This is a genomic window from Flavobacterium supellecticarium (assembly GCF_004801375.1).
GTDB lineage: Bacteria > Bacteroidota > Bacteroidia > Flavobacteriales > Flavobacteriaceae > Flavobacterium > Flavobacterium supellecticarium.
The window spans coordinates 127,831-146,806 of sequence record NZ_SSNZ01000006.1; the positions used below are offsets into that span (position 1 = coordinate 127,831).

Annotated in this window: 10 protein-coding genes; 2 read left to right on the forward strand and 8 right to left on the reverse strand. The window is 33.8% G+C overall.

Annotated elements, in window-relative coordinates:
• Nucleotides 1-13: 13 nt before the first annotated feature.
• The 3 genes from E6C50_RS13095 to E6C50_RS13105 form a co-directional block, all read right to left on the reverse strand.
• Nucleotides 14-6,964, reverse strand: a complete 6,951-nt coding sequence (locus E6C50_RS13095; protein ID WP_136403680.1) for a SpvB/TcaC N-terminal domain-containing protein — start codon at nt 6,962-6,964, stop codon at nt 14-16.
• Between the two features lie 287 nt (nt 6,965-7,251).
• Nucleotides 7,252-8,187 (reverse strand): zinc ribbon domain-containing protein, encoded by a 936-nt coding sequence (locus E6C50_RS13100; RefSeq protein ID WP_168732819.1) that lies wholly within the window; start codon nt 8,185-8,187, stop codon nt 7,252-7,254.
• Complete coding sequence (locus tag E6C50_RS13105; protein ID WP_168732820.1) at nt 8,091-8,861, reverse strand: recombinase family protein; 771 nt, start codon at nt 8,859-8,861, stop codon at nt 8,091-8,093. The genes E6C50_RS13100 and E6C50_RS13105 overlap by 97 nt, the downstream gene beginning before the upstream one ends.
• Nucleotides 8,862-9,135: 274 nt before the next feature.
• On the opposite strand from E6C50_RS13105, the gene E6C50_RS13110 reads away from it, so the two are divergent.
• Together E6C50_RS13110 and E6C50_RS13115 are read left to right on the forward strand one after the other, a co-directional pair.
• Entirely contained in the window at nt 9,136-10,194 is a 1,059-nt protein-coding gene (locus E6C50_RS13110) for an HNH endonuclease domain-containing protein (protein ID WP_136403683.1), read from the forward strand.
• A gap of 281 nt (nt 10,195-10,475) precedes the next feature.
• Nucleotides 10,476-13,628, forward strand: a complete 3,153-nt coding sequence (locus E6C50_RS13115) for a P-loop NTPase fold protein (protein WP_136403684.1) — start codon at nt 10,476-10,478, stop codon at nt 13,626-13,628.
• A 711-nt stretch (nt 13,629-14,339) separates the two neighbouring features.
• Here E6C50_RS13115 and E6C50_RS13120 read toward each other — a convergent pair.
• The 5 genes from E6C50_RS13120 to E6C50_RS13140 form a co-directional block, all read right to left on the reverse strand.
• Complete coding sequence (locus E6C50_RS13120; protein ID WP_136403685.1) at nt 14,340-16,064, reverse strand: amidohydrolase; 1,725 nt, start codon at nt 16,062-16,064, stop codon at nt 14,340-14,342.
• Between the two features lie 369 nt (nt 16,065-16,433).
• Nucleotides 16,434-17,219 carry a tryptophan-rich sensory protein gene (locus E6C50_RS13125; protein WP_211089545.1) on the reverse strand — a complete coding sequence of 262 codons (786 nt, stop codon included), beginning with the start codon at nt 17,217-17,219 and terminating at the stop codon, nt 16,434-16,436.
• Between the two features lie 12 nt (nt 17,220-17,231).
• Nucleotides 17,232-17,921, reverse strand: a complete 690-nt coding sequence (locus E6C50_RS13130; RefSeq protein WP_230979010.1) for a lycopene cyclase domain-containing protein — start codon at nt 17,919-17,921, stop codon at nt 17,232-17,234.
• A gap of 2 nt (nt 17,922-17,923) precedes the next feature.
• On the reverse strand, nt 17,924-18,376 hold the full coding sequence (locus E6C50_RS13135; RefSeq protein ID WP_136403687.1) for a sterol desaturase family protein: 453 nt from the start codon (nt 18,374-18,376) through the stop codon (nt 17,924-17,926).
• Nucleotides 18,377-18,378: 2 nt separating this feature from the next.
• A complete protein-coding gene (locus E6C50_RS13140) occupies nt 18,379-18,846 on the reverse strand; it encodes an SRPBCC family protein (protein ID WP_136403688.1) in 468 nt (155 codons plus the stop codon).
• Nucleotides 18,847-18,976: the final 130 nt, after the last annotated feature.

Genomic DNA, 18,976 nt, shown 5'->3' on the forward strand with positions numbered 1-18,976 from the left:
AATCTTCAATTGTTTACGCAGCAGCTTTATATAATTTTCCCATTTTAATTATTGCATCTTGTCCATCGTATCTAGAGACGCCTATCAGTACTCCCGAAAACGCTCGGTTTCCTATACTGCTCGTCTGTTCACTTTTAACAGGATTTACAGGAGCCAGCGATCTGCCATACTCTAGCACAGGTGTTGAGGCATTAATTTCGCTAACCTTACGTTCTAGATCGGTATATTCATTGCGATCTATATCACCTCTTTTTCCATCAGAAATGTGATCAAAAACCTTGTTCGTGTTATGATATATTTTATGCCTAGCAAATGCCAATGTTCCATCACTCCCGACATAATGAGTCACTTTTAATGATAATTGACTCCGATTAGGATTATTCTTTAAACCCGTTTCAATGGCTAAAGCTTCCGTATTCTGATGCGCACTTGCCGGGTGAGCACTTAAGACATCATTTGGCCCATGAAGTGACCCCGCTAAAGCATGAGATATTTCTGATTTTCTCCTTGCAGCACCTACAACGCTATGCACAAAATTCCTATCTAACCTATTGCTGGCTTCTCTTTGCTCATCAGTCCATGGTTTAGTAGACCGTTTGGTTAACGAAATTTTAATTCCGGAGGTTATTCTTTCATTTTTAGGATCTCTGTTTCCCTTCCAATGAACTCTATATAATCCTGCCTTGTTTATACTTTTAATATCATTGCCTTTTGACGATTTTACTCTGGGTGCTCCTGACCTCATTATACCTAATGAAGAAGGTTTATAAGTAAGTGATTTTACAAGCCCCCTATGATCAATATTAGCCAAAGGCTCATTTCCCACAAAACAATAGAGATTCAACCCATCTACTGTACCAGCTGGATCTGGCCGTGTCCAACGGCATATAGTGGACGAATAATACCTGTAACCGTAATAATACAAGCCGGTAGTATCATCTTTTTCCTGAGCGCTGTAACGATATTCTTTAGTACTATCTAAATTCTTGGGATTTAATAAATAGGTCGTTTCTCCAAAAGCGTTATATTCTTCATAAGATATAATTTCGCCTTGCAGATTTGTTTCTAAACCGATGGAGTGCAAATTATCGCCATGTTGGAAGCGAAATATCAGTTCACTTGTCACTCTCCTGAACAAATGTTTAATTTTTTGATATTGTAATACACAATCATTTTCACCAGCTCCTGACATGGTGATACTATATCGGATTTCTTTATCGCATTTGGTTTGGCGATAGTCTCCAAGGTATATTTTGTCTGTTTTATGAACTATTTTGCCTTTGGAATTGTATGTTTCCTTCACTTTTCTGAGGCGTGTGCCATTTCGGTAAATGTAATATTCGGCATCATCATTTGCGCCGTTTCTTTTTACCAGGATTGCGGCCGATATATTTCCTGACACATTCCATTTAAGTGCGGCGCTCCCTGAGTGAAATGTATTTAACATATAACCCGCCTGATTGTAATTTACCGTAAATACATCTTCACTTTGGGTATAATTTAAAACGCGATTGCTGTATTGGTCTATTTCATAATTGCGGGTATATGGATTCGTTTTGCTGTGACGCCTCGATTGAAGCATGTTGTTTCCTTTATCATAGCTAAAGGTTTCTGTATACATTTCAACAGGATTAGCATTGGCACTTCCAATTATTTGTTGCTTCCTTCCCCCAGATGCAGACAATCTGTACAAGGAATCATAATTATAGTGTGTAACAGGTGAAATAAGCTGATTGTCATAAAAAATTGCTTTTTCACACTTATTTTCAATGGTAGCAATCAACTCTGCCGGTGCATACCAGTAATTTTGTTCCTGTAGCGCCAGACTCTTATTATACGTTTTAATCTGCGTTAAATTAGAACTCAACAAATCATATTCGAATTTTGTATGAATACCATTGGCAAATCCAATTTTTAAGCTATGTCCGTTGGCATCAGTCTGATGCTGTAAAAGTATAGGCATTCGTTCTCCTTTTCCATTGGGAGTTACAAACGAAGCAATACAATGTCCTTGATTATCGTATTCCCATTCCACAGTCGTTTTATCAGGATGACATTGCTTAATCTTTTCGCCCACAGCATTAAACAGTGTACTACTCTTAAAAACTTCATCTTCTAATAAATGCTCTTTCAATGCAATATTGTCATTACACCAATTCGCTTCGGTTTTATACTCTTTTCTGAGCTTGTTAAGTTCTTGAACTGGATATCCGTCAAATGTATAAGCGGGTATTTCAAGTAATCCGGCAGCATCAAATTGTTGAAATAGCTTCCCAAAAAGGTTTTTATTTTTAGCATCAGGAACAGATTCCCCGTATTTAATCATAGAGACGAGTTGATCTACTTTTTCTCCATCATAATTTTCCGGCGTTTGCACATAAATGGAAACAGGTCGTTGGATTGCATCATACAACGTTGTAGTTTTGATAGCTAACCCATCCCAATGGCTTACCATAGCGCCATGAACATTTTTATAACCAAAGCTCCAACCAGCATCACAACTATACATCATTTCCAGATCGTCGCCTAAAGCATATTGATGCATAAAATTATATTGCTTATTTCCGTCGGATTGCTCCTGATTGTATTCGTTAAATCTAGCATCAGCTTGGAGAAGTACACGGCCAACACTATCGAAACGCTGCCAACTAACCAATAAATCAGGGTCTTTAGCATCAATATCTTTACTCGCTAATTTTTCAATTGACTTATCAATTAAAGGCTTAAAACCGCTATTTATATTATAGGATTTATTAGACAAAACAGTCATGATTTCACGATCTAAGCCGTCAGTAATTATTGTTGTTGGCGTATTATAAAACAGCATTGCTTTTTCTGTGGCATTTTTCTCATATTGTTCTGATTTCCAAGACCCATTTTTATAATATTCTGATTCCAAAATGGTATCATTATAATCATAGGCTTGTGTTTCCCATGCATTTAAAATATGGATCAAAGAGAAAAATCCTTTGGGTGTATCTATTCTGATTTCCCGTTGTAATAAATCGTAGGTATGTTTCGATCTCTGATTATGCCACTCCGGATTATTTTTTTCTTGATATTTCCACGAATCGGAAAATCTACTGAGATAGGTATATGCGATTTTACCACCGGCGTTGTATTGCACCGCATTTGAAACAATCCATTTACTCGTTTTTGATTCACGTTCAGTATGTAGCGTTCTTTTCTCTAATTCATGTCCGGTAGCATCATTATACACGATAGCACATCTTAAATTGTTTCCATTTGGCTGACGATGCGTTGTCCGAGTTATTGCAATCATGGATGCGGGTCGCCATGCACCTTCAATTAATTGAGGAAATTCATAAAAGGTAAAACTACCCGCCTGTTGCAAATACTTTTTTGGACTACCGATTACTTCTTCTGAAGAGGCTGGTATATGTTTCCACTCAGAAAGAGGAAGGTCTCCTTCTGTTTTAGTCTTGTCATAAGTAGCTGTAACGCTAACCCTTCCCCATCCGTCAAATAGAATTTCATTCACATTGTCGTTTATATCAATACTTCGATAAGGGCTTAGAACCCGGTAATCAATTTTCACAGCACTTTTGTGACTGATTTCAGCATTCAGCCAATTGACTTCCTTAACCTGAAAAAGTTTATAGCTATCATAGCCCATTGATTGTTCAATATATAAAGAATCATTTTTATCTACCCAATCATAAGCACTACGTATAGGGACAAAAAAGCTACCCGGATTATTATCATAATAGTTGATGACCGAATTTTTCCACCAATAACCGGATTTCCCATCCCAGATATATCCTGCTTGAATCAGTTCCCTTTCATTTATTTTCCCATTTAAAAGCTGATTAACCTGGTCATTGTCAAATGAAGCTATTGCTGTATGTTTCAATAAAACTACTTCCGATACATCCCGTTCATTAGTCCATTCTAAATCTTGCTTTGGACTACTCCAATAAATATTTTTACTCCATGCGAGTAGTCGCATTTGAACAATATATTTTTCAGGAGACCGAGAGTTCGGTATTTGATTGACAAACTCGTTGCCTAAGAACAGTGTTTTCTTTATTTCATCCAAAGTATAATATTGATCTTCGGGCAAATCAAGTCCAGATACTTCAAAGGTTTTAGTTGCCAGTTCAATCCCGATAAAATGAGGCTTCTCAATATTGACCTGATTTAAATAAAGATGTTCTTCCGCAGTACAGAACAATTGACCTTGCTCGTCGATTAAAGGTTTACGCCTAGGGTAAGTTATTGCACATGTCTTGATGGTGTTATTAAAATCATCCGTTTCCAGAATAAAGCGATGATTAACTTTAGGGTCGTCAGCTCTTTTTTCGTAGTTTATAGAAATTGTTTCATCAACGTAATATCTAAATATGGGTTGGCATACTTCAGTCGAGGGTATACTTTTGATGATCTTTAAACAGCTATTTTCTACTGTATAAGGACATGACATATCTGAAAGATCGTAAAATTCCTTCCTGATAATTTCACCAGCCAAATGAAAAAGTTCACTATTTAAATAAGTCTCTCTTATAATAGGAAGATTGGGCGCATTTTTATCGCCCTTGTAAAATTCGTTTGTTGTGCTTTGTTCTTTAAAACCTTGTCCGATATGAAACCATGTTTTTAATAAGGAAGTGCTGTCTGTTTGTGAATCAGAATTCGAAAGATATGTATCTCTTACGATCTCATTTACATTTCCAAACCCCAGAAAAAGCTTTTCATCGGGATCATAATATCCATTGCGATACGAATACGTTGAAGACCGCTCTGTCTGATTAATCTCATCAATAGTACGTATTTCACTTACTGTAATCGTTGGAAATGGAAGATTCGTATACCATTTATCGGAACTATTTTTTAGGTTAAGATAATCTTGCACAGAACTTTTGTAGGAGAAAATTGTTTTGATCCCCATATTATTATTGATCGTATGTAACAATAAGGAACTTTGAAAATTATTTTCCTCATCTGTCCTAAAATCATAGTAGTAATGCGCCATACCTGCTATACAATCAGCGTTATAAATATGAGGATGCATTTTTGAGAGTACTAAACTGGAATTCCCATTTCCTTTAAAATTCACAATTTGAACGATATCATCATCAGACCAGGTCAATCCATTTCCAAAGAAATAGTTAATCGGAATCGTAAAATTACCGGCCCCTTTATTTAAGAAAACTTTTATGTGATCGGGATATATGATAAGCATATCCGACAGACCATTACCATTGACATCAGCAAGTAACAATCGTTTACTCAGATCAATAGTATCACTTTGCAAGTCTAAATCTGGTATTGCATAAACAATCTTTTGATCAAATTTCCCATGTCCTAAATTGGGCCATACTGTAATTTTTTTATGTTGTATTTTTATACGATGCGAAAGTCCGTCTCCAAAAAAATTTGTAAATCCGTAATAAGTAGACGGTTCCTCTATATTTGTAGCTTCAACACCATTCGTATTATCGATTATTATTTCTTTAAAGTCAATTCCTTTTAGCCCAACAGATTCTCTTATATAGAGTTTTTCCGGTGTTATGATTAAATTATCCAATTTCGAGTTACCTCTTAAATCAACCAATTCAGTATATTGCGGGATGTCATTTCTGAAATTACCGGAAAACGCATGAAAACCATCCCATTCATTTGAACTATTTAATGGATAATAACCACTTTGAATACCATCATTTACAATGATCTGTAATTCTCCATTTCCCTCCAGACTCGTTATGGACATCGGCAAATCCGGATCCGAAAAACCATTTGGTGCTTTAATAGCGCTATTGGACTTTGAAAACATTCCATTCCCTAATGCTTCATGGTAATATAACGTTTCTGCATTTCTGTATAGAATCCCGGTGATTCCTTCTTTTTTCAGATCAACAAAATTTAAAGGTATCGTAATTACTTCTCCGTTAGAAAATCGGATTGGTTCAAGTGCAATCGCTAAATTGGCTTGTTCTAGTGAAGCATTAACACCAAAATCAAAAGTCTGCTTAGGAAAATTATATACGGAATAAGCGTTATCGGCATCTTGAATCAGATTTGATTCCGTTATATCGCGAAGTAAACTACAAGTATTAGCATCCTTTGGGGCTATGTATTCAAAACTAAAACACTTTGCAAAAAATGTTTTAGTTTTTTCTTCCTCAAAATGGTGTTTAATAAGTATATTTTGGATCAGATATTCCGTAGCAATTAAAAAACCAGACCGATAGTTATAAATTATATCGTCTCGTTTTTCTGGAAGTTTTTCACCTTTAAACGCAAACGATTTATCTGTTAGCGTTAAATCAAACTGACCATAATTGACTAGTATTTCATAGGCAAAGTTTTCTTTATCATTAGTAAAGTAGTTACCATATTTAATACCGATCAGGTATTTATTATTACCTGTTTCAAAGTCGGCGTAGGAATATTGAATCTTGTTTCCCTTGGCGTCATACACTTCCGAAAGCAACCATTTATATATTTTAGCAGGATCCTTTTTATCAACAATTCTACTTTCTTTTGTTTTACCATAATATGAGGTCACATTATTAGAACTGACAACTTTCCAATAAACATCTTTCCCTGTGCCAATTTTTTCAATACGTGAAAATGATATTAATTTTTGCTCTTTAAAGACTATTCTTTGTGAATCCTTTTTATCAACAAGAACTATATCTTGTCCATTCCATTGGTATTTATCAGATTCGTTATAATACGGTAGGTTTTCGTTGGTTTTTATACATATTGCAGATTCATTGAGATCAAATCCCATACCTAATAAACCATTACCATTATTCGAATTATAGATAATCGAAAAATGAAGCTCCAATTCACGACTGGTTGGTATGGTCAAAGGGAAATCGATGGAAGAGGCTCCTGTAAATAAATTTGTGGCATATTTAATATCCTGAGAGCGACTGGCTTTTCCTTCCGGTAATTTAAGGTTTGTGGTATCAATAGTATTTTTCGGCTTATTCATAATAACTATTTTATAATCTAATCATCCAGTAGAAAATCTTTAATTGATTTTCTAAAAAAGTAAAATTATTCTGTCATAATGTAAGCAATATATTTAAACCATTAGAATTTAAGCCGTAAAAATTCTAATATCAGTATAAATAGTTAATACAATTACGCATAAACACTACAAAAATGACAACTTCAATAGTTCTATAAAAGTTTATCAATCACTTTCAAGCTTTTTCCAGCAAACAACTACAACAACAAACTGATTTACAAGCAAAAATGAAATCAAAAAAATCATTTTTACCCTCTAATGATCAACAAGGTTATTTTCTTTAGGAAAACGACGATATTTTTAAGATTCGTAGGCTGAACCATTTTCTTTTCCATAAAATAGTTCTCGATAAAGACTAAATACTTTTCATCCATTACCTGGAAAGAACCTGATTCATTGTCTTGATCGTCATGTTTTGGATTTGAACTCTTGATATTAAAAACTATCCTTGTAGGCTCATTCACCATTTCATCAAACCCTTCTTTTAACAAAATCGCTTTTTCAGGCAACATATAACTAATAAGCTCTCTTTTGACATCTAACGAAGCTTCTGTATAAAAATCATACAGTTTATTCAAAACACAAAAAATCTCTTGAGAAGATCCTTTTTTAGACAGTATGGCCAACTGCTTCACTTCTTCAACACATGTTTTGATTTGTCTTTTACAATTGGATTGTATTAAGAGATAATCATCATAATCGATATCTCCTTTTACAAACAAATCATGCGCATTGACCATTTTATCCGAAAACTTCTCAACCATGGAAGCCTTTTGAACTCTTTCTGCTTCATTTTTTCGATCGGATGCAGTTTTGAAATTATCCTGAATCATTCCTACCAAAGTAGTATAGGGTTCATTAGCTTTTAGCTTCTTTAGAAATTCAACGAACTGATGGTTTACCTCATCCGCTCTTACACGGAAATTACATCCCGGATGACAATGATAATAATGATACTTTTTAGACCGTCCTTTTGAAGCACTTCCTGTTAGGTTTTTACCACATTCCGGACAAGACAAAAAGCCTCTTAATATAAGCTCTTCGCACAATACTTTTCTTTTCGATGTTTTTCGCTTACGCTTATCAATCACCATCTGAACTTTTCCAAATAGTACAGAGGAAATAAGCGGTTCATGCGCACCATCAATATCATATTCTTTTCCTGTATTCGAATCTTTCCACAATAAATCGGATTTTTTAATAATCTGAAAAAATTGCTCCTACTACATTGCAATCCTTCCGAAACAATTTGATTGTAAACATCCCCTACACTAAATATGTTTTTCGCTACTTCCTCAAAAGCTTTCTTCAACAATTTAGCCTCCGGTTCTTTCGAAGCAATATATTTCACTCCATTACTAGTCTGTCTGTTTTGATAACCCAACGGAGCTTTACCGATCCACTTCCCTTCTTGCTTTGCTTTCAATATTCCTCGCCTAACCCTTTCACTCAACCTGGCATTTTCTGCTTCTGATTCCGCAAAATGTATTGCCAATCGATATTTAGATTCCACAGTATTAAAGTCAACCGGATGATCTACTGTTTGCACACTTACACCAAGCGTTTTCAGCTTTTCAATCATCGTATACGAGTCGATAATAGTTCTACTGAAGCGATCCCAACTGGTAAACAACAGCATATCCACACCAGTCTTTTTAGTTTTAAGTAAGCTGAAAAGCTTTTTCCATTCTGGCCTATCGAAAGATTTCGCAGAACAATCTTCATAAACAGTATCGTATATTTTGACATTATTATCCCTACAATACTTCTCCAGTCTATCCAATTGGCTTCTTTGAGAATACCCTCTGGCCGCTTGCGCTCCCGTACTTACCCTGATATATAAAATTGCTGTCGGCATACAATTATGTTTTACATAATGAAACAAAAGAGAATAGCATTGCAAAAGCATACCGCTTTTACAACGTTATTGAATACTAAGAATTAATCATTTTTTTCACCCCTCAAAAGTCAAAAGGGCATAAAAACGACAGGTACTATTCGGGGATAGCGCGTTTTTTTTACAAGGATAGAATTGTAAAGATATTATTTTTTGTTCAGAGTACCTTAAACGTTTAATTTTAATATCTTAGACAAAAGACAATAATTACAAGATATTATATCTGAAAAGTAACATGAGTTTACCGTTTTCCGAAAAGCTACCTATTTCAAAATTAGCATCTGCCTTTAATAATACCTCAGCAACATACAAATTTTACTGGCTCATCGCTATCGTTGAAGCCGTAGAGGAAAATCGATTACATTTGGACAAAAAAGAACTGTTTGCCAGAATGATCAGTAACGCATGGTACACCGTAAACTACTTTCATATTTCTTTTGGACAACAGGACATTATACAACAAGCAGTAAATACAATTATCATCACAGAAAAAATTGCAATAGACACTGCAAAAAACAACATTTTAAAGCAACTTTGTGAGAGTCAAAATCCCATTACTGTAAAATCATTAAACCATTTCAACAAAAACGTACCTCATTGGTTCTTATCACCCTGGTTTTCCAAAATCAATACTGAGAATGACACTCAATATCGCAAAAGGATTTATTCCGAATCGAAAACATTTGCGAATCACTCGTTATACGCTCTTTTTGATGATCAAATAAAAATAAATCCGGAATGGGTGTCTTACATCAAACAGAATGGCAGGATACTAAAAGATTTTTGCTATTGGAATTTGTCTTTATTCCTTCAGACACGTAATCCAAACGTTCCCAACATACAAGGTAAATTGATAAAGCCTGCTGTTCGTAACTCTCTGATCAAACAACGGAAAAATTATTGGGACATTATTTTTAGCGAATTAGGCACGATTGACTGTATCTATACAAATAAAAAACTATACATCGATAAATATGCCCTGGATCATTTTGTCCCATATGCTTTCGTCACACATGATCTAATATGGAATCTTATTCCGATAGATACACAATATAATTCTTTTAAAAGCGACAAACTTCCTGAATTAGAAAAACACTATGATCGTTTTTTCAAGATTCAGAAAATAGGATTTGAAATCATTAATCACCATCATCCTAAAAACCGATTTCTTGAAGAATATGTAAGTATTTTTCCGTTAATGGACAATACGATTCATTTTGATTACACCAGACACAAGGAGATAATTCAGCCCTTAATTACAATCGCACACAATAATGGTTTTCAGTATATTTGAGATTTCCTTTTTCCCCCAACTTCTGACTATCTTTTTATCTTTTTCAACTTTACTTAAGAGTTCTTTTAGAAGGTAAGTTTTTTGAGATATTAGCTTCTTTTAAAGTCTCGCAATGATTAGAAAATTAAGTAGAAATACGTATTGCTTAAAATCATGTAATTTATTTTCTTACACAAAATTCCCCCCTCAAAAAAACTTTTTTTTAAACCTATAAATAATAAGCATTTCTATTCAAAACATCCTATAGTCCAATACAAATAGAACTATTAAACAACCCAATTATGCAAGAAATAGTCAAACCAAAATTTTTACCTAATACTCCTATTGGAGATGATCTATTCGAAGGAAAATCTCAAAACAAAATTGCAGATGTTGTTGCCTCTGTTATTCAAGATAAAAATTTTCAGATTATTGGCATAGATGGATCTTGGGGAACAGGGAAAAGTAACCTTGTTGAGATCATTAAGAAGAAACTATCCAATCATCATTTTTTCATATATGATGTTTGGGGGCATCAAGAGGACGAACAACGTAAAGCAATTTTAGTTGAACTAACTGAATATATTTCTTGCGAAAAAAGGAATCTCATTACAAACAAAACCAAATGGAAAGACAAACTAAAAAAACTTCTAGCCAAAGAAAAAGAAGTCACCACAATTAATAGACCATACCTAAGTGCCGGTTTTATCTATTCTCTTTTTTCCATTATATACATTCCTACAGTTAACACTTTCAAAAGTGACTTAACAAATTTTTTTGGAATTCAAAGCTTTTTCTGGAAACTTTTATTAGTTACTTTCCCTATATTCATTGTTATAGCTATTTATCTATACAATTTCGTTTGCTCTTGGACAAAATATGATTTTTTCGCTTCTTTCAAAATTGCATCACAAAAAACTTTTCAAGTTTACACAAATAAGCAAGAAGAAGAAACCAAAATTGAAACTATTTCTGAAAACGAACCGTCTGTAAGAGATTTTAGAAATTGGTTAAAAGAAATCGATATTGATTTGGAACAAAAAAAATTAATCCTAGTTTTTGATAATTTTGATAGACTACCCAAAAAGCACATATTAAGCATCTGGTCCTCAATTCATATTTTTTTCTCGGAAGAGAAATATAAAAACATTAAAGTTATCATCCCTTTTGACAGGCTCCATATAAAAAATGCGTTTAAAGAATTAAATTCAGGCGACAGTAGCACTGATTACGCTAATGATTATATAAATAAAACATTTGATTTGGTTTATCGAGTTTCACAGCCTATTCTATCCGATTGGAAAGATTTTTTTAAAGGAAAATGGGAAGAAGCTTTTGGAACAATCGACGAAGAGGAATATTTAAAGGTTATTCAGGCTTATGAAACTTTTAGAGAAAAAATCACACCACGAGAAATAATAGCCTGTATTAATGAGATTGTTTCTATCAAACTCTTAGACACATCAATACCCGATCGTTATATAACTATTTTTGTTTTAAATAAAGATGAAATTCTGGAATCACCTTTAAAAGCAATAAGTGACCCAACATTTTTACAAGGATTATCTCATTTATATAAAGAAGAAGAAGATTTTCAAAAATACATAACAGCACTTACCTATCAGATTAATCCAGATAGCGCTTTAGAAGTTGTATATAAAAAACAACTAAAAGACAGTATCATTAATTCAAAAGAAGAGCTATTTAAAGAAATATCAAAAACTTCGGTCTTTGACAAAATTATCGATTCTGTAATCTCAGAATTGTCGAGTTTGGATACCTTAATAGTAATTTTAGATAAATTAGATGAACATGCAAAAATTTCAAAAGTTCATCTTCAAAGTCTTTGGAATAATATTTACTACAGGACAGTCAATACTTTTGCTGATAATTTTAGCATTCTTGAATACCAGAAAGTACTAACAAAAAACATTGATATCGATAAATCAAAAATTTGCATTTCTAAAATTATTGAAAAGCTCCAAAAATACAGTCAATTTGATCCCTCTGAATTTCCAAGAATGATCAATGATTTTCAGAACTATCTAGATAAAGAAAATATTGTGATTAACATTTTTGACATTCTAAAAACTATGCCAATCAAAGATGTAGATGCAAAACATTTTATAAAATTCATTCAAGGGCAGAAGGATAACTATAAAAACTATAGAATATCAACAAACGAAAATAATCTAAATGAATTTCTATCATCTCAGGAATATCAACAACAAAATCTTGATTATTTAAAAGCTATAGCTAATGATTATAATTTAAGCGATTTCGAAGCAAACATCAAAGGCAAAATCAAAGAAAACAAAGGCGCTATAAGCACATTAAAGCCGCTTATTAATATATTAAAGATTATTTCAGGACATCCTTTAGACACAAACTTAACAGATAGTGATATCTATTCTTTATTCAACCAGACCAATAATGACGAAGACTTTTATTATGATTTAATTTGTTTACGATTATCTAAATCAAACAATTTTGATAATCATTATGCCAGATATTTTAATCAAATTTTGGACAGTAATGATATCAATCTTGCCAAGCAAATAGCTGAACGAATTGAATTTTATATTGATTTTGATGATTTTCTAATTAATGGCAAACATTTTTCAAATTCACCACTTTATAAAAATGCAACGAATTATTTGCTCACTCTTACAGATACAGAACATCTCTATATTCTTAAAGATTTATTGAACAACTTTGATGAAATTTGTAACAACTTAGATATAGCACCTGATATTTTAATCAACAAATTAAATACTTTGTTAGATGACACTCTAAAACCTGAACATATTGAAGAATTTCCGACGAGTTTATTTGACGACATCAAACAAAACGATTGCCATTTAAAACATGAGTTATTCCAATTAGCAAATACATACTATAAAAATTTAAATAAAGAACAATGGTCTAATATCTTCGAAGATTTTGAAACCGAAGAATATACTAGACTAAAGACAATAGAATTTAGTGATTGGAACAGCTACTCTTTAGAAGCTCTTAAGACAGTATTATCTACCTCTATAAAAGATAATACTTTTTCAAATATAGATGAATGGGAATATTTATTAAATAGCTTTATTAAATCTGGCTTAAGTCTTGACAATACCCTCAAAGATCTTAGAGATATTTTTTACAGCAATGCCGGATATATCTCAATTGACCTGTTTAAATTATTATTCAAACCATTTATTGATCATTCTATTTTACAAGACAATCCGAAAGAAGCATTTAGAACTTTTATAAAGGCAGATTTTTTAAACGATAGTAAAATAATACAATTGTTGACTGACAATTCTGAAAAAGTTAAAGAAATAATGCAGGCTTTAGATAATACATCTTTAGCAGATTTTAAACAAGCTATCAATGACAAAATAAATGATGACAATATAAAACTATTAGCTACAAAACTTGGAATTAAAACAAATAAAAAAAAGTAAACGTTTTCACTCTATTAAAAAAGTCCAGGATAAATTTATCCCGGACTTTTTTTAAACACCAATTTTTCGAACAAATAATAGTGATTTTTTACTTTATCACCTCGGAACTTGACAGTACATCGAACACTTCTTCCCCTCCTTCATCCTGAATATTGACCCAAAGTGACTCCATTTGTCCAAGATCGGCTTCGAATCGGTTCGAGATTTGTACCACCGTGGGTACAAAAGCTCCAAACATAGTTTGGAGCTTTTTTGTTTTATATCCCTATGTTTCTACATCTATTCCTGATAATGTAATTTCGCTTGCATATTTAAGCACAAAAAAAGTAACCTTAATGACAATATTTCATTCCGGTTACACTCTATAAAATACGACTGATTTTCAACACACTATACAACTTAAAAAACAGCTCTTATCCGGCTATGTTCAAACCAATCGATAAAGTCAAAGCCTGTCGAAAATCTTAAAAGTTGATCAACCTAAAACAATACAATTACGTTGGTTCAGCACAGGTAAAGAAATATCCCCAATAAATCTTAGCTATCATCAATAAATCTAAAGCAAAACCACTATCTGTCGATACAGCATACGATTTCTGAGCTACAATATTAAACAACAGTGCCGGAAAAGAACCAACTAGTAACAAACCCGTTCCCTGACAAGTGATAGGCGCTACCAATTACACAATAGCGCGCTCTAAAAATAATTATTTAGTTTTTTTTGAATACCGTCTTTCCTTCTTTAATCGTCTCCACTACCCGGATATCTCTTAGGTTGATCGGGTTAATAGTTAATGGATTTTGATCTAAAATTACCAGGTCTGCTAATTTCCCTTCCTTTAGAGAACCTTTTTCATTTTCTTCCTGATACTGATAAGCTGCATTAATCGTAATCGCTTTCAAAGCATCGATAACCTTAATACGTTCATCAGGACCTAAGACCATTCCTGAACGTGTTATTCGATTTACAGCAGAATAAACACCCGTGAGCAGATCAGGAGGTGTAACCGGCGAATCGTGATGAATGGTAAAAATGATTCCAGCTTCTTTTGCTGATTTCGCAGGACTTATAAACGCTGCTCTTTTTGGTCCGAAAACACTATTGTAATGCCAGTCACCCCACAAATAGACATGAGAAGAGAAATAGGATGGAATTACACCGATTGCCTTTATTTTAGCAATATGATCGGGTCTGCTGTTTTGAACATGGATTAAGGTAGCCCTTAGTTCCGGTTTGTAAACCCCTTCATCTTTTAACCTCCCTATAATCCGCAATGCCTGATCAATAGCCGCATCGCCATTAACATGAAGTTGAACGGTAATGTTTCGGTCAAAAATGGTCTTTAAATCTGCATACAAGGTTTCATCTGTAAAAATAGGATAGCCTTTATAGTCTGAAGACTCACCTTCAGGCGGAATCAGATAAGGTTCCGTTAACCAGGCTGTTTTACCTTGCGGAGAACCATCGTCGGAAAATTTAAACCCTCCAAACTTGAGCCTTTTTTCATATTTCATATAATGAGGCAAAAACGACTCCCATTCTTTTCTGTTGGCCTCAAAATCGGGAAAATAAACAATGTCTGCTTTTAGCAGTTTTTTTTCTGCCGCCTCCTTCAACAACCCCACACTATTTCCCATAGACCGTCCATCACAAATGGTCGTTTGTCCATAACTCAGCCATTCATCCTGAGCCTTTATAAAATCTTGTAATGACTGAGAAATCCCATCGGCGGAAGGTTGGGGTTTTGGCAGCATTTCAGTGAGCCTGATCAAAGCCGCGAAGCTCGCATTTTCTTCCAACTTACCATTCAAGCGATTGGTTTTGTAATCCCTACCATAATGACCACCATCCGGATCTTTTACATCTTCCGGGATATTCAACAATTTAAGCATCGCACTATTTACGACACTCGCATGACCTGATGCATGGATTACGATAATCGGATTTGTAGTACTCACCGCATCCAATTCTTCCCGGGTAGGATGCCGGTGCTCTGTCATGATGGCATCATCATAACCATTTCCTAAAAGAGGGGAAGTGGATGACATCTTGTTTTTATTGATCGCGTTTTTTAAAACATCTTGAAGATCCGGAATAGAATTTACCGTTCCATAAGGACTTGGAGAAAGATCAATAGCCTGTTCCATACCTGCTCTGGAAGTAATATGACCATGAGCATCAATAAAACCCGGTAGCAACGTTTTTCCTTCCAGGTTTATCTGTCTGGTGCTTTTACCTACAAATTCCGATGCTTTATCTTTGGTTCCGACAAAAATAATTTTCCCATTTTTAACCACTAATGCTTCCGCTTCCGGTAAAGCATCCTCCATTGTAAGAATGGATCCGCCAAAATAGATTGCTTCCCCCTCATTGTTTTTTTTGCAGCTCAGTAAACACACACACAAGAGAAGGATATACTTTGAGATACTTTTCATACGTCAATTTGATTTAGGATTATCGCTACGCTATTGATTTTCAAAAGATAATAATCCAAAATGATGTTTTTTTTGCCGGACGACACCAGAAAAGTTAAGGATACCTCTTAATAAGATGTATTAGTATCGGGCCTGGACATCCATTTATTCAAAACGAATACAGGACTATTATCATCTATTAAAGATAACCATTTTATTTTGAAGCAAATACAAAAAAAACAATGTTTATATTGCTTTGCTGCTATTTACAAAAATCATTATCAAACCTTTAATAAACCCTCTGAAGCAGCTACATCAGAGAATAGCTTAAAAACATTACAGCTGCCTTTATAAATCAGACCTGACGTTTTTACACTACTCGTTATACCTTTATACCCTATCTTTCGGGTTAAGTGATATTCTTAGATTCTGAACAAAATATACAATTATATTGACCGCAATAAATACCGTTGTAATAACTGCCGCTATATAAACACTATAATTGAGCTGATAATTAGCATATGCTATAGCGATTAAAGCCCAAACCGCTACCATTGCAAATACCGGCATGTTCCGCTTCCAGATCATCATTACATGAAGTAAAGCAGCAACTGCAAACATTAATATAGTCCAGACAGTTTCTGAAATTCCGAAACCATTCCAGCCAATTTTTTTCAGATAAGCTGCTATATTGGCAATCAAGGCTACAGAAATCCATCCGGAATAAATATAAAAAGGCACTCTGAAAAAAATGGTAGTTCCGCTATCTGACTTTTCCAAAACCTGATTTGTATTACGGATTATGAATAGAAGTGACACAAAAAGTAAAAGCATTAACAATATGGTGCTAAAAGTATATTCATACAACCAGGCCAGCACCCACAAGCAGTTTACAACACAGGAAATCACAAACCACCAACCTACTTGCAAACATATTTTTTCTTTAATCGCAGTTGCTTTAGCAAAAGGCCCACAATAAACAACAAACCCCAAAAGGCCTAAATATATAAGCCCCCAAATTGAAAATGCATAACCTGCAGGAGTGAACAGATTTTGGTATTTTGCAGAAATTGTTGCCATCGTTTGCCCGTTAAAAACCCCTGAATTGGACAAATAATTAATAACAACTGTCATTACTAATGCAATCCCATTTGCTATTTGAACTGTTTTTTTCATAACCTCTATAGTTTAAGCATTCTGTTTAATCTGATTTTTTTTAAAAAAATAAAGTACCAAAAGAAATTGTGTATAGCCATAAACGGCATCTTCAACAGGGATTGTAAGCATCCTGATTCCTAAAAATTCTTTTGGATTATAATTCACTATTGGACTTTCTATACCCGTTCCGGTTAAAATACCATTTACCGGAAAGAAACCGAGCATCAGTATCGTAAAAACCAGAGATGCCTTAGTGATCCACACTGCCCGAACTACAAAATGGAGATACAGAAGAGTCAAAATCGTTGCCACAGCCGTAACCAGTGTATACAGTTTATCGGTGTTTAACAGAGCTACTAAAGACAAAACAATAACACTCACAAATACCAGGATATTATTCAAGGCGCTCAGGCTATCCCATTTATAATATTTATCAATTGAATAATACGTAAACACGCAGGAAAAAGGAATAAAAATAAAAAAAAGCATCTCTTCCAAAGGAAGCCCGGCTATTGTAATTCCGAGTGTATAATCTGTATTGAACCACCATACATTACTGGCTGTAAAATAGATATCCCAGGCAATAAAAGGAATAGCAACAAGAATAGCTGCTTTGATAAAGGCTCCAAAGTGACGGTTAAATCCGATACGTTTATCGAAAGATGCAATAAAGCAAATAATAACCGTAAAGAATAAAATAAGTGAATAAGTATATTCCATTATTATTTTTTATTAAAATACATTTTAAAATACTTAAAAGGAACGTATAAAAACCCAAAACACTCCCCTTGTTCTTTACCAATATGCTTATGATGTTGCTTGTGAGCTCTTCTTAATGCTAAAAAATAAGGATTTTCAGTATACTTAAACAATTTCATTCGCTGATGAATAAAAATATCGTGTACAAAAAAATAAGCCATCCCATAAAGCATAATCCCTAATCCTATAAAAAAAAGGTAATTAAATCCTTGATTTGCTCCAAAATACATCATCAGTATGGTTGGCAGCGCAAAGATGACAAAGAAATAATCGTTTTTTTCCAAGACTCCGGCATTACTATGATCGTGATGATCTTTGTGTAAAAACCATAAAAAACCGTGCATAACATATTTATGTATAACCCAGGTCGCCCCTTCCATTACAATAAACGTACACATTGTTATAATAAAATTCATACTCAGGTCTTTTTTTGATTAAATACTTTTTCCAAAATCTGATACCGGTAATCAAAAATATGCTCCAGTTTCCTTCTTACAAAAACCCGATGCGCAATTCTACCTAAAAACCCCGCAGGTAACTCATAATCCACCGTATCTTTCATTAATATTCCCCGATCATTAGGGATAAACTCATGGAAATGATTCCAATATTTATAAGGGCCTTTTTCCTGGAAATCGGTAAAACTTTTATTTTTGTCAACTTGAGTTATTCTGGTTCTCCATTTTAAAGGAATATGAAAAACGGGAGACACCTTATAATCTATAATCATACCTTCGTATATTTCCTCGTTCAGAAAGTTTGACACGACAACAAAGCCCATTTCCTCTGGTGTTATTTTTGACAAATTCATCGGAGAGGAAAAAAAACTCCAGGCTGTTTCTATGTTACAACACAATTGCTGTTCCCTATATAACTGATATCTCATAAAGTATTATTTTAACAGTGTACACGTATTGTACTCTAAAATTTTTCGAATTATTTATTTTATTCCTTTCAGGCTCTTTTTTCCGCTAAATCTTAATGCCTTATATTTTCACCCTAATTTTCCTTTACTG